This is a genomic window from Sphingopyxis chilensis, from assembly GCF_035930445.1.
Taxonomy (GTDB): Bacteria; Pseudomonadota; Alphaproteobacteria; order Sphingomonadales; family Sphingomonadaceae; genus Sphingopyxis; species Sphingopyxis chilensis.
In genome coordinates, this window is record NZ_CP142394.1 from 280,077 (window position 1) to 304,210 (window position 24,134).

At 66.7% G+C, this 24,134-nt stretch carries 26 protein-coding genes; 10 read left to right on the forward strand and 16 right to left on the reverse strand.

Annotated elements, in window-relative coordinates; translation table 11 throughout:
• The first annotated feature begins 3 nt into the window (after positions 1 to 3).
• Positions 4 to 951, forward strand: coding sequence for an L-threonylcarbamoyladenylate synthase (locus tag VSX79_RS01380; RefSeq protein ID WP_326914198.1), 948 nt, complete (start codon positions 4 to 6; stop codon positions 949 to 951).
• Between the two features lie 103 nt (positions 952 to 1,054).
• Here VSX79_RS01380 and VSX79_RS01385 read toward each other — a convergent pair whose 3' ends face one another.
• From VSX79_RS01385 to VSX79_RS01395, 3 genes are all read right to left on the reverse strand, one after another.
• The gene (locus tag VSX79_RS01385) at positions 1,055 to 1,957 is read right to left on the reverse strand and encodes a DMT family transporter (RefSeq protein WP_179498652.1); all 903 of its coding nucleotides are present in this window, start codon (positions 1,955 to 1,957) and stop codon (positions 1,055 to 1,057) included.
• A gap of 203 nt (positions 1,958 to 2,160) precedes the next feature.
• Positions 2,161 to 2,940: an SDR family NAD(P)-dependent oxidoreductase gene (locus VSX79_RS01390; RefSeq protein WP_179498654.1), complete on the reverse strand. Its 780-nt coding sequence runs from the start codon at positions 2,938 to 2,940 to the stop codon at positions 2,161 to 2,163.
• 10 nt (positions 2,941 to 2,950) lie between these two features.
• Positions 2,951 to 3,439 carry a thioredoxin family protein gene (locus tag VSX79_RS01395; RefSeq protein WP_326914199.1) on the reverse strand — a complete coding sequence of 163 codons (489 nt, stop codon included), beginning with the start codon at positions 3,437 to 3,439 and terminating at the stop codon, positions 2,951 to 2,953.
• A 56-nt stretch (positions 3,440 to 3,495) separates the two neighbouring features.
• Here VSX79_RS01395 and VSX79_RS01400 point away from each other — a divergent pair, with 56 nt between their 5' ends.
• On the forward strand, positions 3,496 to 5,013 hold the full coding sequence (locus VSX79_RS01400) for an acyl-CoA carboxylase subunit beta (RefSeq protein ID WP_326914200.1): 1,518 nt from the start codon (positions 3,496 to 3,498) through the stop codon (positions 5,011 to 5,013).
• 37 nt (positions 5,014 to 5,050) lie between these two features.
• Here the strand turns inward: VSX79_RS01400 and VSX79_RS01405 are convergent, their stop codons facing one another.
• Positions 5,051 to 5,902 (reverse strand): LytTR family DNA-binding domain-containing protein, encoded by an 852-nt coding sequence (locus VSX79_RS01405; protein WP_179498660.1) that lies wholly within the window; start codon positions 5,900 to 5,902, stop codon positions 5,051 to 5,053.
• Positions 5,903 to 5,994: 92 nt separating this feature from the next.
• Here VSX79_RS01405 and VSX79_RS01410 point away from each other — a divergent pair, with 92 nt between their 5' ends.
• The 3 genes from VSX79_RS01410 to VSX79_RS01420 all read left to right on the forward strand — a co-directional run bounded on the left by VSX79_RS01410 (position 5,995) and on the right by VSX79_RS01420 (position 8,528).
• The gene (locus tag VSX79_RS01410) at positions 5,995 to 7,128 is read left to right on the forward strand and encodes an acyltransferase family protein (protein ID WP_326914201.1); all 1,134 of its coding nucleotides are present in this window, start codon (positions 5,995 to 5,997) and stop codon (positions 7,126 to 7,128) included.
• Between the two features lie 13 nt (positions 7,129 to 7,141).
• Entirely contained in the window at positions 7,142 to 7,339 is a 198-nt protein-coding gene (locus VSX79_RS01415) for a hypothetical protein (protein WP_179498664.1), read from the forward strand.
• 79 nt (positions 7,340 to 7,418) lie between these two features.
• Positions 7,419 to 8,528 carry a S41 family peptidase gene (locus tag VSX79_RS01420; RefSeq protein ID WP_326914202.1) on the forward strand — a complete coding sequence of 370 codons (1,110 nt, stop codon included), beginning with the start codon at positions 7,419 to 7,421 and terminating at the stop codon, positions 8,526 to 8,528.
• Between the two features lie 13 nt (positions 8,529 to 8,541).
• Here VSX79_RS01420 and VSX79_RS01425 read toward each other — a convergent pair whose 3' ends face one another.
• The 4 genes from VSX79_RS01425 to ispG form a co-directional block, all read right to left on the reverse strand.
• The gene (locus tag VSX79_RS01425) at positions 8,542 to 9,009 is read right to left on the reverse strand and encodes a nuclear transport factor 2 family protein (protein WP_179498668.1); all 468 of its coding nucleotides are present in this window, start codon (positions 9,007 to 9,009) and stop codon (positions 8,542 to 8,544) included.
• 161 nt (positions 9,010 to 9,170) lie between these two features.
• The gene (locus VSX79_RS01430) at positions 9,171 to 9,587 is read right to left on the reverse strand and encodes a VOC family protein (protein ID WP_179498670.1); all 417 of its coding nucleotides are present in this window, start codon (positions 9,585 to 9,587) and stop codon (positions 9,171 to 9,173) included.
• Positions 9,588 to 9,708: 121 nt separating this feature from the next.
• Entirely contained in the window at positions 9,709 to 10,185 is a 477-nt protein-coding gene (locus VSX79_RS01435; RefSeq protein WP_407697238.1) for a GNAT family N-acetyltransferase, read from the reverse strand.
• Complete coding sequence (gene ispG, locus VSX79_RS01440) at positions 10,185 to 11,336, reverse strand: flavodoxin-dependent (E)-4-hydroxy-3-methylbut-2-enyl-diphosphate synthase (protein ID WP_179498674.1); 1,152 nt, start codon at positions 11,334 to 11,336, stop codon at positions 10,185 to 10,187. The genes VSX79_RS01435 and ispG overlap by 1 nt, the downstream gene beginning before the upstream one ends.
• 265 nt (positions 11,337 to 11,601) lie before the next feature.
• Between ispG and VSX79_RS01445 the strand changes: the two genes are divergently transcribed.
• Positions 11,602 to 12,354: a TorF family putative porin gene (locus tag VSX79_RS01445; protein WP_326914204.1), complete on the forward strand. Its 753-nt coding sequence runs from the start codon at positions 11,602 to 11,604 to the stop codon at positions 12,352 to 12,354.
• A gap of 299 nt (positions 12,355 to 12,653) precedes the next feature.
• On the forward strand, positions 12,654 to 13,385 hold the full coding sequence (locus tag VSX79_RS01450) for a TorF family putative porin (protein ID WP_179498678.1): 732 nt from the start codon (positions 12,654 to 12,656) through the stop codon (positions 13,383 to 13,385).
• Between the two features lie 49 nt (positions 13,386 to 13,434).
• On the opposite strand, the gene VSX79_RS01455 is transcribed toward VSX79_RS01450, so the two are convergent.
• The 4 genes from VSX79_RS01455 to VSX79_RS01470 all read right to left on the reverse strand — a co-directional run bounded on the left by VSX79_RS01455 (position 13,435) and on the right by VSX79_RS01470 (position 18,503).
• Positions 13,435 to 14,583 (reverse strand): alpha-hydroxy acid oxidase, encoded by a 1,149-nt coding sequence (locus tag VSX79_RS01455; protein ID WP_326914205.1) that lies wholly within the window; start codon positions 14,581 to 14,583, stop codon positions 13,435 to 13,437.
• A gap of 119 nt (positions 14,584 to 14,702) precedes the next feature.
• Positions 14,703 to 15,974: an FAD-dependent oxidoreductase gene (locus tag VSX79_RS01460; RefSeq protein ID WP_326914206.1), complete on the reverse strand. Its 1,272-nt coding sequence runs from the start codon at positions 15,972 to 15,974 to the stop codon at positions 14,703 to 14,705.
• On the reverse strand, positions 15,964 to 17,628 hold the full coding sequence (locus VSX79_RS01465) for an amidohydrolase (protein WP_326914207.1): 1,665 nt from the start codon (positions 17,626 to 17,628) through the stop codon (positions 15,964 to 15,966). Before VSX79_RS01465 ends, VSX79_RS01460 begins: the two co-directional genes overlap by 11 nt.
• Complete coding sequence (locus tag VSX79_RS01470; protein ID WP_326914208.1) at positions 17,625 to 18,503, reverse strand: NAD(P)-dependent oxidoreductase; 879 nt, start codon at positions 18,501 to 18,503, stop codon at positions 17,625 to 17,627. The genes VSX79_RS01465 and VSX79_RS01470 overlap by 4 nt, the downstream gene beginning before the upstream one ends.
• Positions 18,504 to 18,560: 57 nt before the next feature.
• On the opposite strand from VSX79_RS01470, the gene VSX79_RS01475 reads away from it, so the two are divergent.
• From VSX79_RS01475 to VSX79_RS01485, 3 genes are all read left to right on the forward strand, one after another.
• On the forward strand, positions 18,561 to 19,811 hold the full coding sequence (locus VSX79_RS01475) for a threonine ammonia-lyase (RefSeq protein WP_326914209.1): 1,251 nt from the start codon (positions 18,561 to 18,563) through the stop codon (positions 19,809 to 19,811).
• Between the two features lie 119 nt (positions 19,812 to 19,930).
• On the forward strand, positions 19,931 to 20,323 hold the full coding sequence (locus VSX79_RS01480; protein WP_326914210.1) for an acyl-CoA thioesterase: 393 nt from the start codon (positions 19,931 to 19,933) through the stop codon (positions 20,321 to 20,323).
• Entirely contained in the window at positions 20,320 to 20,802 is a 483-nt protein-coding gene (locus VSX79_RS01485; protein WP_179498693.1) for a GNAT family N-acetyltransferase, read from the forward strand. The genes VSX79_RS01480 and VSX79_RS01485 overlap by 4 nt, the downstream gene beginning before the upstream one ends.
• Here VSX79_RS01485 and VSX79_RS01490 read toward each other — a convergent pair whose 3' ends face one another.
• The 4 genes from VSX79_RS01490 to VSX79_RS01505 form a co-directional block, all read right to left on the reverse strand.
• Positions 20,803 to 21,270: a MarR family winged helix-turn-helix transcriptional regulator gene (locus tag VSX79_RS01490; protein ID WP_179498695.1), complete on the reverse strand. Its 468-nt coding sequence runs from the start codon at positions 21,268 to 21,270 to the stop codon at positions 20,803 to 20,805.
• Positions 21,254 to 22,573, reverse strand: a complete 1,320-nt coding sequence (locus VSX79_RS01495) for a S41 family peptidase (protein ID WP_326914211.1) — start codon at positions 22,571 to 22,573, stop codon at positions 21,254 to 21,256. The genes VSX79_RS01490 and VSX79_RS01495 overlap by 17 nt, the downstream gene beginning before the upstream one ends.
• Before the next feature lie 283 nt (positions 22,574 to 22,856).
• Entirely contained in the window at positions 22,857 to 23,552 is a 696-nt protein-coding gene (locus VSX79_RS01500) for a class I SAM-dependent methyltransferase (protein WP_326914212.1), read from the reverse strand.
• Positions 23,545 to 24,009 (reverse strand): RrF2 family transcriptional regulator, encoded by a 465-nt coding sequence (locus VSX79_RS01505; RefSeq protein ID WP_326914213.1) that lies wholly within the window; start codon positions 24,007 to 24,009, stop codon positions 23,545 to 23,547. Before VSX79_RS01505 ends, VSX79_RS01500 begins: the two co-directional genes overlap by 8 nt.
• Positions 24,010 to 24,134: the final 125 nt, after the last annotated feature.

Sequence of the window (24,134 nt, forward strand, 5' to 3'; positions counted from 1 at the left end):
GGCATGGCCCATGCCTCAAATCCCACACTCGTTCGCGCGTTCGATAGCGCTGCGATCGCCGACGCGGCGGCGCTGATCGCGGCCGGGCAGCCGGTCGCGGTGCCGACCGAGACGGTCTACGGCCTCGCCGCCGATGCGCGGAGCGCCGACGGCGTCGCGCGGATTTATGCCGCGAAGGGGCGGCCCGATTTCAACCCGCTGATCGTCCATGTGCCGACGCTTGGCGTCGCCGAGACGCTGGGGCAGTTCGGACCCGTCGAGCGCGCGCTCGCGACGCGCTTCTGGCCGGGGCCGCTGACTTTGGTGGTGCCGCGAACGGCGGCCTGCCCGGTCGCCAGCATCGCGACGGCGGGGCTCGACACGATTGCGCTGAGGGTGCCGGGGCATCGCGCGATGCAGGCTTTGCTCGCCGCATCGGGCGCGCCGCTCGCGGCGCCGAGCGCCAATGCGAGCGGGCGGGTGAGCCCGACCAGGGCTGAGCATGTGCTGGCGAGCCTTGACGGGCGGATCGCGCTGGTGATCGACGACGGGCCGACGAACGCGGGGGTCGAATCGACGATCGCGCGCGTGACGGACGGCGCGGTCGAGATATTGCGGCCGGGGCCGGTCACGGCGAAGATGCTCGCCGACGCGAGCGGCTTGCCCGCGAGGGGGGTGCAGGGATCGGAGATCGTCGCGCCGGGGATGCTCGCGAGCCATTATGCGCCGGGGAAGCCGGTGCGGCTGGGGGCGGTGGCGTTCGCCGACGATGAGTTCGGAATCGGGTTCGGCGCGGTTCGGGGCGATTATGACCTGAGCGCCGGGGCCGATCTGACGGAGGCGGCGGCGCGTCTGTTCGATGCGCTGCACGCGGGGGCAGCGAGCGCCAAGCCGAAGATCGCGGTGGCGGCGATCCCGGTCGAGGGGCTGGGCGCGGCGATTAATGACAGGCTGGCGCGGGCGGCGGTTTAAGTCCCCCTCCCGCTTGCGGGAGGGGTTAGGGAAGGGCCTGTTTCGGCAACTCCCGATATCGACATGTCCTCCCCCGACCCCCTCCCAGAAATGGGAGGGGAGATTACGCCGCCGCAGGTTCGATCGGGTCGCCGTGCGGCGCCTTGCGCGCGACGATGAGGCAGGCGACGACGATCAGCAGCGCGCCGGCGAAGGTCGGCAGCGTCACCGCTTCGTCGAAAAAGAACCAGCCGAACAGCATCGCCCAGAGGAAGCCGGTATATTCGGTGGTCGCGAGGATCTGGGTTTCGGCGCGGGCATAGGCCCAGCTCAGGAGCAGCAGCGAGGTGGTTGCGAGGATCGCGGCGCCGGCGATATTCGGGGCTTGCTCCGCGCCGGGAACGGCGAGGAACCAGGGCGCGCCGATGGCGAGGATCGCGGCGACGAAGAAATTCTGGAAAAAGGCGATTTCCATCGGCTCGGCCATCTTCGCCTGCCGCCGCGCGAGGATGAGGTTGTAGGCGTAGAAGATGGCCGACAGGAACACCGCGCCGACGGCCAATAGAGCCTCGTCCGAATAATCGCTGCCGCCGAGCTTGCCCGCGACGATGACGATCACCCCGCACAGGCCGAGCGCCGAGGCGGCTATCGAGCGCGGGCCGATCTTTTCGCCCAGAAAGATCGCGGCCATATAGAGCGCCATCAGCGGCGCGACGAAGGCGAGCGCGATCGCCTCCGCCATCGGCAGCCGCGCGAGCGCCCAGAAGAAGCTGAGCGCCATGCCCGCGACGAACAGCGAGCGCCAGGCGTGGATTCGCATCGTCGCCTTGCCGGGCCATTTCGGGCGGCTGGCGAAATAGAGCGCGCCCGCAAGGAGCGTGCCGGTGCCGGTGCGCCAGAGGACCGCGTTATACGCGCCGATGTCGATCGACAGCCCCTTCATCAGCACGTCCATCGCCGAAAAGGTCGCGATGCCCGCGCAGGCGATCAGGAAGGGGAGGATGGGCGAGGGCGAATCGGGGCGCATGGTGGGGGCTTTATTCTACCTTCTCCCTTGAGGGGAGAAGGATACGCAGCCTTGCCGCGAAGCGGTTAGGCGGAGTTGGATGAGGGTGAGCGGAGCAAAGCTCCGCGCGAGCCTATGGCTCGCATACCCCTCACCCAGCTTCGACTAGCCAGCAAGCTGGCAAGTCTTCGCATCCCTCTCCCCCAAGGGGAGAGGGTTTGGCACTATCGAAATGTCGCCTGCCCGGCACCGTCGATGTTGAGCTTTTGCCCCGAGCAATAGCTGTTCGCATCGCTGACGAACCACACGACCGCCGCGGCGACGTCGGCGGGGACGGCGACGCGGCCGAAGGGCATTTTGGTGTCGAGGTGATGGATGTCCGCATTGCCGGTGATCGCGCGCGAAAGCTTTTCGCCCATGTCGCTGACGGTGAGCGCGGGGGCGACGATGTTGACGCGGACGCCGTTCGCGAGTTCCTCCTTGGCGAGCGTGAGCGCGAGGGCTTCGCCCGCCGCTTTCGCCATCGTGTAGGGGGCGCCGTTCGGCGAGTTCACATAGGTCGCGATGCTCGAGATGATAATGATGTCGCTGCGTGCGTGGGTGCGGAGCTGCGGCAGCGCGAGGCGGCTGAGGCGGTGCGGGCCGGCGGCGTGGACGGCGAAGAGCTTGTCGACCTCCTCGGGGGTCGTTTCGGCGACGGAAAGCCCGCGGCTGGCGATGCCGGCGTTGTTGATCAGGATCGACATGGCGCCGAAGTCGGCCTCGATCGCAGCGACCATCGCGGCGCACGCGGCTTCGTCGGTGACCGACGCCTGATAGGCCTTGGCCTTGCGGCCGAGTGCCTCGATCGCGGCGACGGTTTCGGCGGCGGCCTCTTCGCCGCGCGTATAGTTGACCGCGACGTCTGCGCCGGCTTCGGCGAGGCCGATCGCGATGCCGCGGCCGATGCCGCGCGAGGCGCCGGTGACGAGCGCGACGCGCCCCGTAAGGTTCATCTCGGCCATGTCTCTCTCCCTAATTCATCAGTTCATCATAGATGTCGTCGTCGCTTCGGCTCGCGGCGTTGCGCCATTTGGGGGCGGCCTTGCGGTTGAGGACATGGCCTTCGGCGTCGAGCACCGCGACGGTGGGCGTGCCCTTGATCCGGAAGCCGAAGCGCTTCGCCACTTCGGGATTGCGGCCCCAGCCCTTCACATGCGGCATGCCGATGTCGGCATAGACGATCTCGTAGCGGTCGCGGACGGGCGCGAAGCGGTCGGTGGCGATCAGGTTGGCGAGCCAGGCGCTGTCGTGGCAGCCGCCGGTGCCCATGACGAGGAGGACGGGCTTACCCGATTGCCGGGCGTTGACGAGCGCGGCGTCGATCGCGGGCATCGGGTCGGCGACGAAAGCGTCGCTCTTATAGGCATCCTCGACGCCGGGGATCGTGCGCTTCTCGCGGGCTGTGGCGGGCGCAAGCGCGAGCAGCGCGGTAGCGAAGGCGAGGGTGATCGGGTGCTTCATTTGCCGACGATAGGTTTTGCATGACGTTTCCGTCAACGTAAGATAGCCTTTGCCCTATGAGCTGGGAAAAAGAGATTGACGAACTCGGGCATCGCCGCGCGATGGCCGAGAAGATGGGCGGCGAGGAAAAGGTCGCGCGGCAGCATGGGCGCGGCAAGATGGATGCGCGGGCGCGGATCGCGGGGATCGTCGACCAAGGCAGCTTTCGCGAGATCGGAAAGATCGCGGGGCGCGGGACATATGGCGCCGATGGCGAGCTGGAAGACCTCGCGCCAAGCAATTTCATCTTCGGGCGCGCGAATGTGGGCGGGCGGCCGGTGGTTGCCTCGGCCGACGATTTCACCGTACGCGGCGGCGCGGCCGATGCGGCGCTGCACCGCAAGTTCGTCCAGTGCGAGGCGATGGCGCATGAATATCGCCTGCCGCTGATCCGCATGATCGACGGCACCGGCGGCGGCGGATCGGTCAAGACGCTCGAGGATATGGGCTATACCTATATCCCGCATGTGCCGGGATGGCATGAGATCATCGCGAACCTCGATACGGTGCCGGTGGTCGCGCTCGCGCTCGGGCCGACCGCGGGGCTCGGCGCGGCGCGCGTCGTCGCGAGCCATTACAGCGTGATGGTGCGCGGGCTGTCGCAGCTGTTCGCTGCGGGGCCGGCCGTGGCGGCAGCGATCGGCGATACGCTTGATCGCGAGGAGCTGGGCGGGACCGACGTGCATACGCGCAACGGGGTCGTCGATGACGAGGTGGCGAGCGAGGCCGAGGCGTTCGCGGCGGCGCGGCGCTTCCTGTCGTACCTGCCGTCGTCGATCCACGACCGGGCGCTCAGGACCGAATGCAGCGATCCGGTCGACCGGCGCGAGGGTTCGCTCCTGTCGATCGTGCCGCGCGAGGCGAAGCAGGTTTATTCGATGCGGCGGATTACCGGCGCGGTGTTCGATCAGGGCAGTTTCTTCGAGATGGGCGCGCGCTGGGGGCGCGCGGTGATCACCGCGTTTGCGCGATTGGACGGCTATCCGGTTGCCGTACTCGCGAGCGATCCTTCCTATCTCGGCGGGTCTTGGGACGCGAAGACGAGCGAGAAGGCCGAGCGTTTCGTAAAAATGGCGGACCAGTTCCGGCTGCCGATCGTCCACCTGGTCGACAATCCGGGTTTCATGATCGGCGGCGAGGCCGAGCGGACCGGGACGATCCGCTACGGGGTGCAGGCGATGAACGCGATCTATCGCGCGAGCGTGCCGCTGGCGTCGGTCGTCGTGCGCCGCGCCTACGGCATCGCGGGGAGCGCGATGTCGAATGCCGAGCGTTTCCAGTATCGCTTCGCCTGGCCGTCGGGCGACTGGGGCAGCCTGCCGATCGAGGGCGGGGTCGAGGTCGCGTACAAGAGCGAGCTCGAGGCCGCCGAGGATCCGGCGGCGCATCTGGAGGCGATCCGCGCGCGATTGAACCGGGTGCGCTCGCCGTTCCGGACGGCGGAGAAATTCGGGGTCGAGGATATCATCGACCCGCGCGACACGCGGCCGCTGCTGTGCGAGTTCGCGGAATTGGCGTGGCGGGTGGTGCGATAATCTCGTCATTGCGAGCGCGGCGAAGCAATGACGGGCGTTACCCCTCGACATTCTCCCGGAACCGGCGGCTGCCGCGCAGCGTCTCGCCGCTTTCGAGTTCGACGTCGAAATCGCCGCTCTTGTGCGTGACGACGCGGCGCACCGCATCCTTGCGGACGAGGCGGCTGCGGTGGATGCGCGCGAAGCCCGCCTCTGCCAGTTCGGCCTCGATGGCCGAGAGCGTGGCGCGGTGCAGCAGGCGCTGGCCGCGCCACGCGATCTCGACATAATTGCCCGCCGCAGCGACATGCTCGATCTCCGCGATCGGCAGGTGGTGCGTCACCGATCCGTCGCCGATCGCGAGCGTGGCGCGGGGTGTGGTTTCCGCCGGCGGGGCGGCGTAGCGCGCGATCAGCCACTGCATCAGGAAGATGAGCAGGATGAGCTCGGCATAGGTCGCGAGATCCTTGCGCAATTCATACAGGATCGGCGTGCCGTCGGGCGATTCGAAATGATAGGTGCCGCCCGACAGCCGCCATGCGAGCATGCGAAAGCCCACCATCAGCGCGATATGGCCGAGCGACACCGGGATCGCGAGCGCGGCGTGGATCGCCGCCGTCGTGCCCCAGCCGAAGCGCGGGGGGCGAAAGAAGCGCACGCTGAACCAGCAGGCGATCATCATCAGCGACCAGGCGAGGAGGCTGGTGCTTTCGTAGGTCCACGCGGTCGACGCAGGCACTTCGCGGCCGAAGGCGTGGCGGTCGGCAAGATAGGAATAGACGTTCGAGGTGATGCGGATGAGCCCGTAGGCGAGCAGCACGCCGAACGCGAGCAGGGTCAGCACGCGCGGGGTGAACCCGTCCGTCCCGGCTCCGCCGCCGCTTGTCCCACGCCCATCCTTTTCCGTCACACCGGCTCCGCATCTCGTCCCGCCGGGATCGCCCGTCGGCCGCCTTTCCGATTAGCGGCTGTGGCAGGCCCCGGCAAAGGAGATTCGCGGCGATGAACGGGACACGGCATTACGGCATGGACTGGCTGCGCATCGGCGCGTTCGCCCTGCTGATCTTCTATCATATCGGCATGTATTTCGTGCCGTGGGGCTGGCATGTGAAGATCGCGCAGCCGAGGGACTGGGTGCAGATCCCGATGATGGCGACGAACAGCTGGCGGCTGCCGCTGCTGTTTCTCGTCTCGGGCTATGCGAGCGCGGCGTTGTTCGCCAAGATGGGCGGCGCGGGGTCGTTCATGCGGTCGCGGAGCGCGCGGCTGCTGGTCCCGCTCGCCTTTGGCATGGTCATTATCATCCCGGTGCAGCCGTGGATCGAGCTTGTCACCCAGCATGGATATTCGGGAAGCTTCGGGCATTTCTGGCTCCACGATTATTTCCGCTTCGGGTCGCTGGAAGGCATCGTGCTGCCGACGTGGCAGCATCTGTGGTTCGTCGTCTATCTGTTTGCCTATACTGCGCTGGCCGCGCTGCTGCTCGCCGTCCTTCCGGCGCCGGTGCGCGCGCGCATCGCCGATGCCGTCGCGCGCTGGTTGGACGGATGGGGGATGCTCGCCACGCCCTTCGCCGCGTGGCTCTTCATCCTGTTCCTCTTTCCGGGGCATCGCGACACGCACGCGCTCATCGACGACGGGCCGGCGCACCTTCATTTCCTCGTCCCCTTCTTCATCGGCTGGCTGCTGCGTGTGCGCCCGGGGCTGTTCGAGGCCGTGGCGCGCTGCTGGCCCGCGGCGGCGGTGCTGGCGGTCGCCGCCTATGCCACTATCGCCTGGGCGATGTGGGCGGCGCCGGGCGACGGGCCGCCGCCAGCGGCGGTGATCACGCCGTTCATGGTCGTACGGCTGGTGCAGGGCTGGGCGACGATCGTCGCGCTGGTCGGGATCGCCGACCGATACGGGAATCGCGACCATCCGAAGCGCGCGATGCTCGCCGAGGCGGTCTTTCCCTTTTACATCATCCATCAGACGATCATCGTCGCGGTCGGCTGGTATTTGCTTCGCGCCGGGGTGAGCGCGATGCCGTCATTCCTGATATTGGTTGCCGCGACGGTCATCGGCTGCTGGCTTTTCTATGCGATCGGGCGCAGCATCGGCTGGCTGCGGCCGCTGATCGGTCTCCAGCGCAAATAGGGGGAGAGCGGGCATGGGCGCGTTGAAAGGCATATTGGCGATCGTCGGCGTGGCGATGATCCTCGTCGGCGGGTTGTGGGCGTTGCAGGGGCTCGACATCGTGCGTTGGCCAGCGAGCAGCTTCATGCTCGGCGATACGGTCTGGACGCGCAACGGCGTCGTGATGGCGGTGGTGGGCGTGGTGCTGGTCTGGTTCGCGCGCCGGAAATAATTACCGACTACAAATGTAGTTGATCTGTATTGCTAACATGATACACTCCGATCCGGCCGGGGCTGGATGGGAGACTGGAATGATTCGTTCGTCGCATATTTTGCCTGCGTTGTTGCTCGCTGCCGCTATGGCTGCGGTCCCCTTGCTTGCGCTGTCTCCCGCGTTTGCAGCCGACGAGGCCGGCGCCGATCAGGTCGCCGAGACCTATGCGGCGCTGCTCGAGCGCGATTATGTCTATCCCGAAACGGGCCAGCGCTATGCCGATGCAATACGCGCCGCGATCGCGGCGGGTCGCTACCGGGGACTCTCCGGCGAGGCGCTGGGTTCGGCGATCGACAGCGACGTCAACGCGGTGTCACCCGACGGCCATTTGCGGCTGCGCGTGCCCGAAGCGGCGGCGGGCGCAGCGGCGCCCGCACCGGGCGGTGCGGCGCCGGTGCGGCGCCCGCCCAAGCTGCCCGTCGAGCAGGCGGGCTGGATCGCGCCCGGGATTGCTTTCGTGCGGTTCAACGTCTTTCCGATGGACGATGCGGTGACCGCTCAGGCGGCGAAGTTCATGGCCGACCATGCCGATGCCAAGGCGATCATATTCGACATCCGCACGCACAATGGCGGCGGGCTCGACCAGATGGACGTGATTTTCCCCTGGTTGTTCGGCAAGGAAACGCGGCTGGTGACGATGGCGACGCGCGCCTCGGTCGATGCCGAGGGCGGGTCGCCGATCGCGGGTATCGCCTCGATGCGGATGGCGAAGGGCGACGCGGGCATGATCGCGCGCGAGCATTGGGCGACGCCGAATGCCGACGCGCGCCTGCGTGATGCGAAGGTCTATGTGCTGACATCGGGCGCGAGCGCGTCGGCGGCCGAGCATTTCGCGCTGGCGATGAAGCATACGGGGCGCGGCACGCTGGTCGGCGCGCCGACCGCGGGCGCCAATCATTTCGGGCGCGGCGAGGATCTGGGCGGCGGCTATGGCGCCTTCATCCCGGTCGGGCGCACCTATGACCCGGTCACGGGGAAGGATTGGGAGGGCGAGGGGGTGCTGCCCGACATCGCGGTGCCGCCCGCCGAAGCGCTGACGCGCGCGCTCACCGACCTGGGCATCGCGCCCACCGAGGCGAAGGCGCTCTCCGACGCGCATATGCCGAGCTGGCCGATGGAACGGCGGCGGCCGCGCGGCGCGCGCTGACCGCCGCGCGCGCCTATTTGCCGAGCGCGAAGCTGGTCGAGGCGAGGAATTTCCAGCCGCCGTCGCCGCGCACCAGCGTTTCGACGATCGCTTCCTTGCCCCAGTCGGGCTTTTCGGTGCCGCGCTGGCTGACCACGGTCAGCGCATAGGTGACGACGGCGGTGTTGCCGCTGAGCGAGATCGATTGCGGGGCCAGCTCATATTGGATGACCTTGCCCTGTGTCGTCTGGAACTTGGTCCAGCGGACGGTCGCATCCTTGCCGCGCGGTGCGGCGAATTCGGACGACCAGGTGATCATCTGCGGATCGGCATAGTTGGCGGGCCATTTGCCGTTCTGCGCGACATCGTCGACCCAGCTTTGCTCGACGATTTTCCATGCCTCGGCCTGCTCGGCCGACCATGTCGGCATCTGGGCGCCGGCGACCGGCGCCGTCGCCATGACAAAAAGGGCCGCCGAAGCGGCGAACATCATCCTGTTCATGCTATTTCCCCTGTTGTCGCCGGCTCCCGTTGAGGGAGCCCGACTCGCTCGGAAAGGCGCGGCCCGGCGACAGGAAAGCATGATTCGAGGGGGCTCGCAAACGGCGGCACCGGCGTGCTGTAATCGTTCGCTATTATCCGGAGGGACTTTCCCGACGGCTGCTAATCCGGGCGCAGATAGGGCAAATTGTCGCGAAAAGCGGCCTCGATATTGTTGCCGTCGGGATCGAGCAGGAAGGCGCCATAATAGCCCGCGGCGCCCTCGCGCGGGCCGGGCGCGCCATGGTCGGTGCCGCCCGCGGCGATGCCCGCTGCATGGAACGCCTGCACCGCGTCCTTCGACGGCGCGATGAAGGCGATGTGCATCTGGTTGATGCCGGTGCGCGAGCCTTCGGCCCAATAACTCGGGCGGAGCGTGCCGACCCAGAGATAGGGGATCGGTTCTTCCCTGCTCTTTCCGAAGACGAAGGCCTGTTCGCCGTTGTCGGCGGTGACGAGGCCGAGCGGCTTGCCGATCGCCTCGTAGAAGGCACGGGCGCGGGCAAGGTCGCCAACGACGATTCCGGTGTGGTCGAACATGGCGGGGGAACGCGTGGGACGACCCTCTGTTCCGTTTGTGTCGAGCGAAGTCGGGACACCGGGAGGTTGCACATAACCAATGGGCGTCTCGACTTCGCTCGATGCGAACGGGATTTGGAAGTCAGGAGCCCGCGAGCTTGGTGAGCGCATCGCCGTCGACGCGCATCACGGTCCATTCGTCCATCAGCTTGGCGCCGAGCTTCTGGTAGAAACCGATCGACGGGGTGTTCCAGTCGAGCACCCACCATTCGAGGCGCGCGCAGTCGCGTTCGACGCATAGCTTGGCGAGATGCGCGAGCAGCGCCTTGCCGAGCCCCGATCCGCGCGCTTCGGGGCGGACGAACAGGTCTTCGAGATAGATGCCGGGGCGCCCCTCGAAGGTCGAGAAATTGTGGAAGAAGAGTGCGAAGCCCTGCGGTGCGCCGTCCAACTCGCCGATCACGACTTCGGCATAGGGGCGTGGGCCGAACAGGTTGGCGGCCAGCTTGGCTTCGTCGAAGCGGACATCGTGCGCGAGCTTTTCATAGTCGGCGAGGTCGCGGATGAACTGCGCGATCAGCGGCAGGTCGGCGGGCACGGCGGGGCGGATCGAGAGCATCACGCCGCCTTGCCGTGCGCCACGTCCATGCTTACCGAGCTGCCCGTCTCGATCTCGGCCGCCTTTGCTTCGACCAGCTTGACGATATGGCCGATCATGTCGGCGTCGGCGACATGGTGGTCGGTGACCCCCGACAGATAGACCATATGCTTGCCGTTGCCGCCGCCGGTGATGCCGATGTCGGTCTCGCGCGCCTCGCCGGGGCCGTTGACGACGCAGCCCAAAACCGAGAGCGACATCGGGGTCTTGATGTGGCCGAGCGCATCCTCGAGCGCCTGGACGGTGCGGATGACGTCGAAGCCCTGCCGCGCGCAGCTGGGGCAGGAGACGACGCGGACGCCGCGGGTGCGCAGGCCCAGCGATTTGAGGATTTCGTAGCCGACGCGCACTTCCTCTTCGGGTTCGGCCGAGAGGCTGACGCGGATCGTGTCGCCGATACCGGCCCACAGCAGGTTGCCGATGCCGAGCGCGCTTTTCACCGTGCCGCCGATCAGCCCGCCGGCCTCGGTGATGCCGAGGTGGAGCGGGCAGTCGACCGCGTCGGCGAGCTGCGCATAGGCGGCGACCGCGAGGAAGACGTCGCTCGCCTTTACCGCGACCTTATATTCGTGGAAATCATGGTCCTGGAGCAGTTTGATATGGTCGAGCGCGCTTTCGACGAGCGCCTCGGGGCAGGGCTCGCCATATTTTTCGAGCAGATCCTTTTCGAGCGACCCGGCGTTGACACCGATGCGGATCGCGCAGCCGTTCGCCTTGGCGGCGCGGACGACTTCGCCAACGCGTTCGCTGCTGCCGATATTGCCGGGGTTGATGCGCAGGCAGGCGGCGCCGGCGTCGGCGGCTTCGAGCGCGCGCTTGTAGTGGAAATGGATGTCGGCGATGATCGGAATCCGCGCCGCGCGGACGATCTGGCCGAGCGCGGCGGTCGATTCGGTGTCGGGGCAGGAGACGCGGATCAGGTCGGCGCCGGCCTCCTCGCAGCGGCGAATCTGGTCGATCGTCGCCACCGGGTCGCTCGTCAACGTGTTGGTCATCGTCTGGACGCTGATCGGCGCGCCGCCGCCGACGGGGACGCCGCCGACCATGATCTGGCGGCACTCGCGTCTGGAAATGTCACGCCAGGGGCGCAGGCCGGGATTGTGATCGCTCATGATTGTCGCTCGACGGAAGGGGATGTGCGCGCTCTTTAGCCGTCCTGCGGCCGATTGGCAAAGCCGAGTGCCGTCGCTCGCGTCCCTTTCGGCTTGTTGCGGGAAAGCAACAGTCCGTCGCCGAATGGCCGCGAAGGACAATTTCGGTTGTGCGTTGCAGCGTAATCGGCAATTTTTGCGCGGTTCGTCGTCACACGGCCCCATCGAGAAGCCGGGACGCGCACCGCAGGCGGAACGATCCATGAGACCAGAGAGGGGATCTGCCATGAAATTTTTCAACAAGGGCTGCCTTGGCCTGCTGCTTGCCGCGTCGGCGATGTCGACGCCCGCCTTCGCGCAGGACGAGGCGATCGGCGAAGCGGGTCCGGTCACGCTTTCGGGTGGTATCGCCGTCACCACCGACTATCGTTTCCGCGGCATTTCGCTGTCGAACGAAAAGGTCGCGGTGCAGCCGACGCTGACGGTCAGCCACGAAAGCGGCCTTTATGCGGGCGTGTGGGGATCTTCGCTTCCCGACAGCCCGGCCTATGGCAAGTTCGAGCTCGACCTTTACGGCGGCTATGCGACCGAAATCGCGCCCGGCACAACGGTCGACGTCGGCGTCACCTGGTATACCTATCCGGGGAGCGACGACGGCGGCGCGCCGACCGATTATTTCGAGGCCATCGGCAAGCTGTCGCACGACATCGGCCCGATTTCGGCGACGGGCATGGTCGCCTATGCGTGGGACCAGAAGTCGCTCGGCGACGACAGCTGGTACCTCAACCTGGGCCTGGGCTATGGCATCCCGAACACGCCTGTCACGCTCAACGCCGGGGTCGGCTATGCCGACGGCTCGTTGGCACTGACCGCGCCCGACGGCAATTATGTCGACTGGTCGGTCGGCGCGTCCTACATCATCGGGCCCGCGACGCTGTCGGCGCAATATATCGATACCGACATCAAGAAGACGGGGGTGAAAGCCTTCGACACGCTTTACGATCCAACCGTGGTCTTCACGCTCGGCGTTTCTTTCTGAACGCCTGACGCGTCGGCGACCACGCGTGAAGGGGGCGGCTTCGGGGGAGGCCGTCCCCTTTTTCGCGCCGGTTTCCCGCGACTGAACGATTGTTACGAATGAAACCGGTATCATATAATCATATGTTGCAAAAAAGTCGCATCGGGTAGTGAAGATGCGCTCGCGATGACTTTTTTGTTTGTGCGGCGCAGCAATTTCGGGAAGAGAGGTGGCACGCAAGACCGGATCGGCCCGAAAAGAGGCTGGCCGTCGTGCGGCAGGCAGGGACGATCCATCAATCTTGATACAGGGATCTGTCCATGAAGAATCTTTCCCGTGCGTGCTTCGGCATGCTCCTCGCGGCTTCGGCCATGTCCACGCCCGCCTTCGCCCAAGACGAAGAATCGGACGACGGCATCACCATCACCGGCAGCGCTACCGTCGTCAGCGACTATCGTTTTCGCGGCTTCAGCCAGTCGAACGAAGAAGCGGCGATCCAGGGCGGCTTCGGTATCAGCCACGACAGCGGGCTGTATGTCGGCACCTGGGGATCGAGCATCGGCTTTGCCAACGGCACCGAGATCGACGTTTTCGGCGGCTATTCGACCGAGGTCGTCCCGGGCCTGACTGCCGACATCGGCGCGACCCTCTATCTTTATCCCGGCACCGCCAACAGCTCGATCATCGAGCCCTATTTCTCGGTCAAGGGCAACCTCGGCCCCGCTTCGGTCAAGACCGGCATCGCCTGGGCGCCGGGCGGGCAGGATTCGCTTGGCGACGACAGCGGCGTCTATATCTATACCGACGCGGGCGTCGCGATCCCGAGCACGCCGTTCAGCCTGAACGGCCACATCGGCTTCTCGAAAAGCGACAGCTTCCTGGGCGGCGCCGACGGCGAAGTCATCGACTATTCGATCGGCGTGTCGGCGAGCTACAAGATGCTCACCGGCAGCGTCGCCTATGTGAATACCGATGCGCCCAAGGCGCTTGGGTACAAGGAATCGGTCGGTGCCGACGGCGCCGTGATCTTCACGCTCGGCGTCTCTTTCTGACGCCGGCACCGGGGCGGTCTCAGGGGGAGGCCGCCCCGCTTGCCCGGTTTCAGCGCCAGCGCAGGTTGCCGGCGCCGAGATCGGCGAGGCTTTTCGCTCCCATCAGCTTCATGCCCCTCTCCATCTCGGCCCGGAGCAGTGCGATGGCGCGCGCGACGCCGTCCTCGCCCGCTGCCGCAAGCGCATAAAGATAGAGGCGGCCGCCCGAGCAGGCCTTCGCGCCGACCGATAGCGCTTTGAGCACATGCGTGCCGCGCGTGATGCCGCCGTCGCAGATCACCTCGACCTTGTCGCCGACCGCATCGACGATGTCGGTGAGCGCGTCGAAGGGCGAAATGCTGCCGTCGAGCTGGCGCCCGCCGTGGTTCGACACCATGATCGCGGTCGCGCCGATCTCGACCGCGCGCTTCGCATCCTCGACCGCGACGATGCCCTTGAGGCAGAAGGGACCGTCCCATTGCTTGCGGATCGCCTCGGCGCGTTTCCAGTCGAGGCTCTGGTCGAGCATCGAGGTGAAATATTCGGCGACCGACTTGGGGACGCTCGATCCTTCAGACACATGCGTCGCGAGGTTCGGCAGGCTGAATTTTTCGCGGAGGATATAGTTGAGGCCCCAGCCGGGCTTGGCGGCGTAGCTCAGCATGTTCGATGCGGTGAAGCGCGGCGGCGAGGTGAAGCCCGAGCGCAGGCAGCGTTCGCGGTTGCCGCCGACTATGGTATCAACGGTGAGCGCGACGGCGTCGAACTTCGCGTCGCGCGCGGCGTCGAGCATCGCCTTGTTGAGGCCCTCGTCGTGGTGGACGTAGAGCTGGAAAAGCTTGGGGCCATCGGTCAGCGCGCCGGCCTCGGCAAGGCTGATCGTCGCGAGGCTCGATATGCCCGCGACCGTGCCGGCGTTCGCGGCGGCGCGGAGGACGGCGCGTTCGCCCTGCCAGTGGAACAGGCGCTGGAGCGCGGTGGGCGAGAGGAAGAGCGGCATCGCCATCTCGCGCCCGAACAAGGTCGTTCGCATGTCGACGCTTTCGACCCCGGCGAGGACGCGCGGGATGAGGTCGCAATCGTCGAACGCGGCGCGATTGCGGCGGCGAGTGACCTCGTCATCGGCGGCGCCGTCGATATAATCGAACACCGGCCACGGCAGGCGCCGCTTCGCGAGCGCGCGGAAATCGTCGATATTGTGGCAGTCGGTGAGTTTCATTTCGGCCCCGCATTTATCCCGTCATTGCGAGCGTAGCGAAGCAATCTCCAGCCCTCAATCTTGCGCAAGGGTGATGGCTGGAGATTGCTTCGTCGCTTCGCTCCTCGCAATGACGAGGCTCAAAACACCGTCCGCGCCGCCACCGTCCCCTTGGTCGCGAAGCTGAAGCGCGGTTCGACTGCGAGGTTCGCGTCGAGAATATGCGCCGCGACGCGTTTGCCCACCGCGGGGCCGTTCTTGAAGCCGTGGCCCGATCCGCCGCCGACGAGCCAGACGCGTTCCTGCCCCGGAAAGCGGTCGATCAGATAATCGCCGTTCGAACTATTCTCATATTGGCAGACGCGGCCGCCGATCAGCGGCGCGTTGGCGAGGCCGGGAAAGCGCCGGGCGACATAGGCGCGCGCTTCGGCGATACCCGCGGGGGTGAGCTGGCGTTCGAGCGTATCGGGATCGATCACCGGACCGTGCGTGTCGAACGCGATCTTGAAGCCGGCCCCTTCGAGATCGGGGATGCCATAGACGATACGGCCGTTGTTGAAGTCGGCCCAGACAGGAAGCGCGGGCGGGGCGAAGCGGCTGTCGCCCTGCGGCGCGCCGAAATGATAAACTTCCTGCCGCGTCGCGACGATCTTGTGCATCAATTGTTGCGGGAAGAGTTCGGCGAGCCACGGGCCGGCCGCGTAGACGAGGTGATCGGCGGTGCCGCCGTCGGGGAGCGTGTGCTTCCTGATCCGTTTTGAAAAGAGCGGCGCGGGCATGACGACGCGCTCGACCGCGATCTGGGCGTCGGCGATCACTTCCTGCACGCCGCGCGCGGCGATCAGCGCGCCCGCCTCGGTCTCGAGGATGCCGGTTTCGCCCTGATAGAATTGGATCTGGCGATATTTGTTCTGCAGCCAGCTGACGTCGCCATGCTCGTGGCCGACGCGGTTCGCCTGCAGCCAGGCGAGCGACTGGGCGGTGTAGCTGTCGCCCTGCGGCGCGAACCATAGCACGCCGGTGTTGTGAAAGATCGGCGCGCTCGCGGTGTCGGAGAGCTCTTTCCAATATTTGAGCGAGTCGCGCGCCATCTCCGAATAAAGGGCGTCGGCGCCGTAGCCCATGCGGATGACCCGGCTGGCCCCGCCCGACGAGCTGCGCGCATGGCCCGCGCCATAGGCATCGAACAGGCGTACCGACTTGCCCGCGCGCAAGAGGTGCCACGCGGTCCACGCGCCGAACACCCCCGCACCGACGATCGCGACATCGACATGCTGGATCTTGGGCCTGGCCGGCTTGCGCTTTTTCGAGCGGCGTTCCTTGCGCTCGGCCGCGGCGGCGGCGCTCGCCGCGACGGGGAGGGCGGCGAGGCCGGTCAGCAGCGCGCGGCGGGTCGGCACGTCAACGGCCAACGGTCGCGCCCTCGCTTTTCTTGTAATAGCGATAGCCGCCGATCCAGGTTTCGAGCGGGGTCATGCGGCGGATCTCGTCGGGGCTCGCGAGCATCGGGTCGGCGTCGATGATCAGGAAGTCGGCGCGCATCCCGGGCATCAGCGTGCCGATCCGGTCCTCGGCGAACCCGGCGAAGGCTGCGGTGCGCGTGAAGCCGTCGAGCGCGGTCTCGCGGCTGACCGCCTCCTCGGGGCGCCAGCCGCCGAAGGGCTCGCCCTTCGCGTCGGTGCGCGAAATGGCGGCGGCGATGCCGGGGAAGGGGTTGGCGCTTTCGACGGGGACGTCCGAACCGAAGGCGAGGCGCGCGCCGGCATTCTGGAGGCTGCGCCACGCATAGGCGCCCTTGAGGCGGTCGGGGCCTAGGCGCGCTTCGGCCATCACGCGGTCGCTCGTCTGGTGGACGGGCTGCATCGAGGCGATAACCTTGAGGGTGGCGAAGCGCGGGATGTCGACGGGGTCGATGATCTGCGCATGTTCGATGCGCCAGCGGCGCTCGCCGGGCAGGTCGGCGGTGAGATCGGCGATCGCGGCTAGGGCCTCGGCATTGGCGGCATCGCCGATCGCGTGGATCGCGACCTGGAACTTATCCATCGACGCGCGCACCATCTTGTTGCGCAGTTGCGCGGGGGTGAGGAGGGGCAGGCCCTTCTGCCCCGGCGCGTCGCTGTATGGCGCCTTCAGCCAGGCGCCGCGCGATCCGAGTGCGCCGTCGAGATAGAGCTTCACTCCGACCATGCGGAGGCGGTCGTCATAGAGCCAGGGCGTCGGTTCGCTGCCCGCGATGATCGCCATATTGTCGATGTCGCCGCCATAGCTGAGGATCCGCACCGCGAGCTGTTTCTTGTCGCCCGCGCGGCGGTAGGATTGCCATTCTTCGATCGTCGTTCCCATGTCGGCGATCGTCGTGATACCCTGTTCGAGCAATTTCTGCTGCGCGAGATAGAGCGCACGGTCGAGGTCGCGCGCGAGCGGTTTGGGCTTGGCGCTGTTGATCAGCGCCATCGCCGCGTCGATGAAAACGCCGCTCGGCTTGCCGCCCTCCATTTCGATGCGGCCGCCCTCGGGTGACTTGCTCGCGGGGGTGATCCTGGCGGCCGCCATCGCGGCGCTGTTCGCCCAGCCGGCGTGGCCGTCGATACGCTCGAGCCAGACGGGGCGGTTCGGTACCGCGGCGTCGAGGTCAGCAGCGGTCGGGAAACGGCCGAGGCCCCATTTTTCCTGATTCCAACCGAAGCCGATGATCCACGGCATTTCGGGATTGTCGGCGGCATATTTGCGGATCGCCGCTTGCGCTTCGGCGAGGCTGTTGGTGCCGCTGAGGTCGAGCAGCATCAGCTGAAAGCCGAGCCCCATGACATGGCCGTGCGCGTCGATAAGCCCGGGGATCAGGGTCTTGCCCTGGCCGTCCTGTTTGAAATCGGGGCGTTCGGGGCGCTTGTCCTTGCGATCGAGCAGCTGCTTGACCTTGCCCTGCGTGTCGATGACGAGCCCGGTGAAGCGGACGAGCTTGCCGTCCTTGTCGAGCGTGATGCCGTTGACATTGTCGACCAGCGTGTCGGCGTGCGCGGGGGCGGCGAGGGTGAGCGCCAGCGCGGTCAGGATCAGGCGCTTCATTTCGGCAGCCTCATCACGAGCGAACTCGTGTCCTTGCGCCCGCCGCCGGCCTTTTGCACATCGGCGTAGAATTGGTCGACGAGGCTTGCGACCGGGAGGGTCGCGCCGTTGACGCGCGCTTCGTCGATCGCGAGGCCGAGGTCCTTGCGCATCCAGTCGACCGCGAAGCCAAAGTCGAACTCGTCCTTCGCCATCGTGCCCCAGCGGTTGAGCATCTGCCAGCTCGCCGCGGCGCCGCCCGAGACGGCTTCGAACACTTTATCGGTGTCGAGCCGCGACGCCTGCGCGAAGCGCAAGGCTTCGGACAGGCCCTGTATCACCCCGGCGATCGCGATCTGGTTGACCATCTTCGTCGTCTGCCCCGCGCCGGGGCCGCCGATATGCACCATGCGCGCGGCATAGGCCTGCATCACCGGCTCGGCGGCCTCGAACGCCGCTTTCGTCCCGCCGCACATGATCGAGAGCGTGCCGTTCTGCGCGCCCGCTTCGCCGCCCGAAACGGGCGCGTCGAGGCAGAGCAGGCCCAGCCCCTCGGCCTCGACCGACAGCTGGCGCGCGATGCGCGCGGAGACGGTGGTGTGATCGACGAATAGCGAACCCTTGCGCATCGCCTTGAACGCGCCGTCGCGGCCCAGCGTGACTTGCGCGAGATCGTCGTCGTTACCGACGCAGCTGAGGACGACGTCGGCGTCGCGCGCGGCGTCGGCCGGAGTGACGGCGACCGCGCCGCCATGCTGCGCCGCCCACGCATCGGCCTTGGCGCGCGTGCGATTATAGACGGTGAGGTGATGGCCCGCCCGGACGAGGTGACCCGCCATCGGCCCGCCCATGACGCCGGTGCCGATGAAGCTGATACGCAATTTTTGTTCGCTCATGCGCGGTCCATAGCATTGTTTGCTTCGCGCGCCAGATGGGCTAGGGCGCCAAACGTTATGACTGATCAACTCACCCTGACCTCCGCCGCCGATTTTCCGGCGATCACATTGGACGATGTGCGCGCGGCGGCGGGGCGAATTAACGGCGCGGTGGTTCGCACGCCCACGCTCCATTCGCAGACGCTGTCCGAAATGGTCGGCGCCGAGGTGTGGCTGAAGTTCGAGAATCTGCAATTCACCGCGGCGTACAAGGAACGCGGCGCATTGAACGCGCTGCTGCTGATGGACCCCGAAGCGCGCGCGCGCGGCGTGATCGCGGCATCGGCGGGCAATCATGCGCAGGGCCTGGCCTATCATGGCAAAAGGTTGGGCGTTCCCGTCACCATTGTGATGCCGAGCACGACGCCGCAGGTGAAGGTGTCGCAGACCGCGAGCCACGGCGCGACGATCGTCCTGTTCGGCGAAAAGTTCGATGACGCCTATGCCCATGCGCGCGAGCTCGAAAAGGAACGCGGCCTCACCTTCGTCCATCCCTTCGACCATCCGCATGTCGCGGCCGGACAGGGGACGGTGGCGCTCGAAATGCTCGAGGATGTGCCCGAGCTGGACACGCTGATCGTGCCGATCGGCGGCGGCGGGCTGCTCGCGGGCATGGGCACCGCGGCGCGCGGGATCAAGAATGACATGCGCCTCGTCGGCGTGCAGGCCGAGCTGTATCCGTCGATGTATGCCGAACTCAACGGCGTCGACATGGCGTGCGAGGGCGATACGCTGGCCGAGGGTATCGCGGTCAAGGAGCCCGGCGCCTATACCCGCAAGCTTGTCGCCGAACTCAACGACGACATCGTGCTCGTCGCCGAGCGCCATCTCGAGCGCGCGGTCAGCCTGCTGCTCCAGATCGAGAAGACGGTGGTCGAGGGCGCGGGGGCGGCGGGGCTCGCGGCGATGCTCGCGCATCCCGAGGAGTTTGCGGGGCGCAAGGTGGGGCTGGTGCTCACCGGCGGCAATATCGACACGCGGCTGCTCGCGAACGTGCTGCTGCGCGACCTCGCGCGCTCGGGCCGCATTGCCCGGCTGCGTATCCGCTTGCAGGATCGTCCCGGCGCGCTGTTCAAGGTGATGAAGCTGTTCGACGAGAAACAGGTCAACATCATCGAAATCTATCACCAGCGCATCTTCACGACGCTGCCCGCCAAGGGCCTGATCACCGACATCGAATGCGAAGCGCGCGACCGCGAGCATCTCGACAGCCTCGTCGCGGCGCTCCGCGATGCGGGTTATATGGTGACGACGGTGGAACTGGCGTGAGCCATTTTTACCTCGTCATTGCGAGGAGCGAAGCGACGCGGCAATCCAGAGTGTGCGTAACCCGCCCTGGATTGCGTCGCTTCGCTCGCAATGACGAAGCTTTTTGCGGCTGACTCCGCATGAAAGAATTTACCCTCTCCCTCACGGCGACGCCCGAGAGCATCGACGAGCTGGGGCATGTCAACAATGCCGTCTGGGTCCAGTGGATCCAGCAGGTTGCGACGGGGCATTGGGACGCGGCGGCGCCGCAGAGCCACAAGGACGCCTATATCTGGGTCGTGGTGCGCCACGAGATCGATTATCTCCGCGCCCTCGGCCCCGGCGAGACGGTGGCCGCGCGGACATGGGTCGCCGACAAGCCGCAGGGCGCGAAGTTCGACCGCTTCATGGAATTCACCGGCGCGGACGGCAAAGTGCATGTGCGGGCGCGGACGGTGTGGGCGTTGCTGGACAAGGCCAGCGGGCGGCCATTGCGCGTAACCGACGAAATTGTTTCGCCCTTTTCGGGATGATCATCCGGCCCGCCACCGAGGCCGATGCCGCCGCAATCTGGACAGCCGCCGGACCGGTCATCCGCGCCGGGGAGACTTATACACTCGACCGCGAAATGAGCCGTGAGGATACGCTGGCCTATTGGTTCGGGGCGGACAAGGAGGTGTTTGTCGCCGAAGACGATGGCGCGATCCTCGGCACCTATTATCTGCGCGCCAACCAGACGGGCGGCGGGGCGCATGTGTGCAATGCAGGTTATGTCACCGGCGCAGCGGCGACCGGCCGCGGGGTGGCGCGGGCGATGGCGCTGCATTCGATCGACCATGCAAAGGCGCGCGGTTTTCGCGCGATGCAGTTCAATTTCGTCGTCAGCAACAATGTCCGCGCGGTTGGGCTGTGGCAGTCGCTCGGGTTCGAAATCGTCGGCCGCCTGCCGGGCGCGTTCGACCATCCGGCGGAGGGTTTCGTCGATGCGCTGGTGATGTTCCGCGCGCTCTGACTATTCGTTGAAGCGTTCGGCCAGCGGCCTGGCGTCGAGCGCATTCAGCGCCTTCAGTATCGCGCCATGCACGTCGCCGACCTCTTCGAAGAGGTCGCGATAGACCTCGCTGATCCGCACGCTATAGGCGTCGATGCGGGCGAGTTGGTCGCGGCCGACATCGGTCAGGCGGAAAATCTTGCGCCGCGCGTCGGTGGGATCGGCGTGCTGGGTGATCAGGCCGAGGCGGAGCAACGCAGGACATTTCTGGACGACCAGCTGGTGCGACTGGCCGAGCGCGCGCGCGAGATCGGCGGCCGAGGCTTCGCCCGCCGCGCCGAGTGCAGTGAGCAACGAGCAGGAGCGGACGGGGACGGTGATGCCGGCCTCGTCGAACAAGGGACGCGTCTGCTCCTCGATCCGGTCGCTCAGCGCTTCGCTGAGCCGGCCGAGGAAAGTGATGTCGTCGAGATCAGTCGAGGCGGGCATAGGAGTCGGTCGTTCCATCGCGGTTGATGCGTTCGAGCGCGACGATCTTGCCGCCTTTGCGCAATATGCGGAAGCGGAAGTCGCGCACGCCCTCGATCGCGAGCAGGTCGCCGCCGAGCGGTTCGAGCGTCAGGCGGAAGCGGTCGCGCCAGGTGTAGCGCAATTTGCCCTCGACGAGGTCGATGCGGCGCCCTTCGTAGCGGCCCGTGATGGCCTTGAGCGCGGCGGGGGTCGGCTGCGGGCGTTCGGCAAGCGCGGGCGCGAACCAGTCGGCGTCGGCCCGTTTCGCCGGATGGGCCTTCGCCAGATCGGTGAGTGCAAGGCGGTGCGCGACGGCGAGCGCGTCGGCGGACGCGACCGGATGATCGGGCGTGACGCCCTGTCCCTCGAAATCGCCGCGGTCGACCGGGTCGCGGATCTGGCCGATCGGCACCTGCACGAAAAAGTCGGTGCCGACGGGCTTGCGGTCGACCGGGTGCGCGCCGCCCGCGGTGCGTTCGCCCACCAGCGTCGCGCGGCCGAGTTTCTTGAGCGTGTAGGCGAACCATTCGGCGGCGGAGAAACTGGTCGATCCGGTGAGTACATAGACGGGTTTGCCGGTCAGCCGCTTTGCGGGCAGCGCGGGAAGCACCCATTGGCCGCGTTCGACGCGGCGGCCGTCGAGATTGTAATAATAATCGAACAGCTCCTGATCCTTGTCGCCCGGAAAGAGCTGGCTCGCGAGCAATTGGGCCATCTCCAGATAGCCGCCATTGTTGTAGCGCAGGTCGTAGATCACCGCGTCGCCATTCTCGATAAAGCGCATCGCGGCCGCGGCGGCGTCATATCCGGGTTCGGGGTCGGCGAAATGCGTCAGGTCGACATAGGCGATATTGCCGTCGAGATAGCGCAAACCCGCAAAGCCGAAATTCTTCCGTGTCTCTTCGCGCCGTTCCGCTTCGCGCAGCGCGGCGGCGCGCGCGGGGTCCTGCTTCGCCGCATAGTCGGCGACCCATATGGGATCGACCCCGACCGCGAAATGCAGGTCGTTGCTTGCGGCAATCAGATCGTCGGTCAGCTCGCGCGCGAGCGTGGGGCGGTCGTGCGCTGTGTCATAGTCGCCGGCGTCGAGATTGCGGCGCAACGTCGCGGCGATCGTCCTGGCCTTGTCGGGAAAGACATAGTTCGCCTCGAGCGTCTGGCCGAGCTGCTCGACCACCGCGCGCCGGTCGGCGGCCGAGAGCGGGGCTTCGCCCGTCGCGGCAACGGTCGCCAGCCATGCGGTCGTGGCGGCGAGAAGGAAGGGCCAGCGCTTTTTGTTCATACGGGTTCCTGCCTGTTATGCGAATCATGCAATATATTGCGCAATATATTGTATTTATGCGCGGCGCAAGTGGGCGTCGACGATCGAGGCGGGGCGAAGTGCAGGATCATCGGCGGAGATCGGGTTTGGGAACCGGCCGTTTGGGGGTGGAGAGCGGACGCGAGCGTAATCTTGTACCCCGGCGAAGGCCGGGGCTCAGAGCGTTAAAGAGCTGGCGTTTGTTCAGTGCGCTCTGGACCCCGGCCTTCGCCGGGGAACAGAAATTATCGGCCCAAACCCGCCCTCACGCATATCCCACCCAGCCGCGCCATGTGAACGCGGCGTAGAATTGTTCGACGCCGGTGAAGCCCGCGGCGCGCAGGACCTCGACGTCGGCTTTGGGGCTCAGCATCGCGACGTGTGTCGCGACGGCTTCGCGGCCCTTGGCGACCTGATCGGGTTCGCCGCCCGACGCGATGGCAAAGGCGGCGTAGCGGTCTAGCCAGCGGTCGCGTTCGTCCGCGCCTTGCGGGAAGCTGCCGTGCGCGGCGACGAAGGGCGCGCCGGGTTTGAGGCGCGCGCGGATTGCGGCGGCGGTACGGACGCGTTCGTCGCGTTCGAGGAAATGGAGCGTGAGGAGGCAGGTCGCGCCGTCGAAGGGGCCGGCGGGGGCGTCGTCGATATAACCCTCGACGAGGTCGGCGCGGTGCGTGTTTGCGCCCATGACCTTGGCGGCAAGGTCGAGCATCGGCCCCGCGGGATCGACGCCGGTGAAGCGCCAGCCGGGATACGCCTCGGCCATCGCCTTCATCTCGCTGCCGCCGCCGGCGCCGAGGACGAGGATATGCGCGTCGGCGGGAACGCGCTCGGCGAGCAGCAGCCCGGTCATGCGGTGGAGGCCGTCGAGGCCGGGGACGAAACGCTTCGGTCCTTCGGTGTAGCGCGCGACCGCTTCGGGGTCCTTGAAGCTGTCGAGAAAATGCTGGGCGCCTTCAGCCATGGATATGCTCCTGCGTCGTGGGGGAGAGCGGGCGCGCGGCCATGCGCGCGTGGAAATCGGCGGCGAGTGCCGCGAGCGTCACGTCGCCGAAGCGCACGAGCAGCAGCGCTTCGGCCTCTTGAAGGCTGCTGTCGAGCGCGGCGTTGACCGCTTGTTCGACGAGGCAGCCGGGCGCCTCGGTGCGGTTGCCCATCGCCATCAGGCTGGGCCGGCCGATCGCGTCATAGACGTCGCGCATTGTGATCTCGGCGAGGTCGCGCGCGATCGTCCAGCCGCCGCCATGGCCCTTTTCGCTATGCACGAAACCCGCGTCGCGCAGCCCGCCGAGGATGCGGCGGATGACGACGGGGTGCGTCTGCATCGCCTTCGCAAGCTGGTCGGAGGTCATCGCCTCGCCTTGCTCGGCCATATGGAGGAGGACGTGGAGCACGCCCGAAAGTCGGCTGTCGCGTTTCATGTAACTTTAAATAGTGCGAGAAATGCCAACGTCAAGGTGCGGGATTGACCGGCGGCGGCGGAGCGTTTAGCCACGGCGGCGATGACCAACGACCGATCCACCCGATTCAAGGCGTATTGGCGCTC

Coding starts and splice junctions, on each gene's coding strand:
- VSX79_RS01380 (WP_326914198.1), top strand. CDS start 4: ATGGCCCATGCCTCAAATCCCACACTCGTTCGCGCGTTCGATAGCGCT.
- VSX79_RS01385 (WP_179498652.1), bottom strand. CDS start 1,957: ATGCGCCCCGATTCGCCCTCGCCCATCCTCCCCTTCCTGATCGCCTGC.
- VSX79_RS01390 (WP_179498654.1), bottom strand. CDS start 2,940: ATGGCCGAGATGAACCTTACGGGGCGCGTCGCGCTCGTCACCGGCGCC.
- VSX79_RS01395 (WP_326914199.1), bottom strand. CDS start 3,439: ATGAAGCACCCGATCACCCTCGCCTTCGCTACCGCGCTGCTCGCGCTT.
- VSX79_RS01400 (WP_326914200.1), top strand. CDS start 3,496: ATGAGCTGGGAAAAAGAGATTGACGAACTCGGGCATCGCCGCGCGATG.
- VSX79_RS01410 (WP_326914201.1), top strand. CDS start 5,995: ATGAACGGGACACGGCATTACGGCATGGACTGGCTGCGCATCGGCGCG.
- VSX79_RS01415 (WP_179498664.1), top strand. CDS start 7,142: ATGGGCGCGTTGAAAGGCATATTGGCGATCGTCGGCGTGGCGATGATC.
- VSX79_RS01420 (WP_326914202.1), top strand. CDS start 7,419: ATGATTCGTTCGTCGCATATTTTGCCTGCGTTGTTGCTCGCTGCCGCT.
- VSX79_RS01425 (WP_179498668.1), bottom strand. CDS start 9,009: ATGAACAGGATGATGTTCGCCGCTTCGGCGGCCCTTTTTGTCATGGCG.
- VSX79_RS01430 (WP_179498670.1), bottom strand. CDS start 9,587: ATGTTCGACCACACCGGAATCGTCGTTGGCGACCTTGCCCGCGCCCGT.
- VSX79_RS01435 (WP_407697238.1), bottom strand. CDS start 10,185: ATGCTCTCGATCCGCCCCGCCGTGCCCGCCGACCTGCCGCTGATCGCG.
- ispG (WP_179498674.1), bottom strand. CDS start 11,336: ATGAGCGATCACAATCCCGGCCTGCGCCCCTGGCGTGACATTTCCAGA.
- VSX79_RS01445 (WP_326914204.1), top strand. CDS start 11,602: ATGAAATTTTTCAACAAGGGCTGCCTTGGCCTGCTGCTTGCCGCGTCG.
- VSX79_RS01450 (WP_179498678.1), top strand. CDS start 12,654: ATGAAGAATCTTTCCCGTGCGTGCTTCGGCATGCTCCTCGCGGCTTCG.
- VSX79_RS01455 (WP_326914205.1), bottom strand. CDS start 14,583: ATGAAACTCACCGACTGCCACAATATCGACGATTTCCGCGCGCTCGCG.
- VSX79_RS01465 (WP_326914207.1), bottom strand. CDS start 17,628: ATGAAGCGCCTGATCCTGACCGCGCTGGCGCTCACCCTCGCCGCCCCC.
- VSX79_RS01470 (WP_326914208.1), bottom strand. CDS start 18,503: ATGAGCGAACAAAAATTGCGTATCAGCTTCATCGGCACCGGCGTCATG.
- VSX79_RS01475 (WP_326914209.1), top strand. CDS start 18,561: ATGACTGATCAACTCACCCTGACCTCCGCCGCCGATTTTCCGGCGATC.
- VSX79_RS01480 (WP_326914210.1), top strand. CDS start 19,931: ATGAAAGAATTTACCCTCTCCCTCACGGCGACGCCCGAGAGCATCGAC.
- VSX79_RS01485 (WP_179498693.1), top strand. CDS start 20,320: ATGATCATCCGGCCCGCCACCGAGGCCGATGCCGCCGCAATCTGGACA.
- VSX79_RS01490 (WP_179498695.1), bottom strand. CDS start 21,270: ATGCCCGCCTCGACTGATCTCGACGACATCACTTTCCTCGGCCGGCTC.
- VSX79_RS01495 (WP_326914211.1), bottom strand. CDS start 22,573: ATGAACAAAAAGCGCTGGCCCTTCCTTCTCGCCGCCACGACCGCATGG.
- VSX79_RS01500 (WP_326914212.1), bottom strand. CDS start 23,552: ATGGCTGAAGGCGCCCAGCATTTTCTCGACAGCTTCAAGGACCCCGAA.
- VSX79_RS01505 (WP_326914213.1), bottom strand. CDS start 24,009: ATGAAACGCGACAGCCGACTTTCGGGCGTGCTCCACGTCCTCCTCCAT.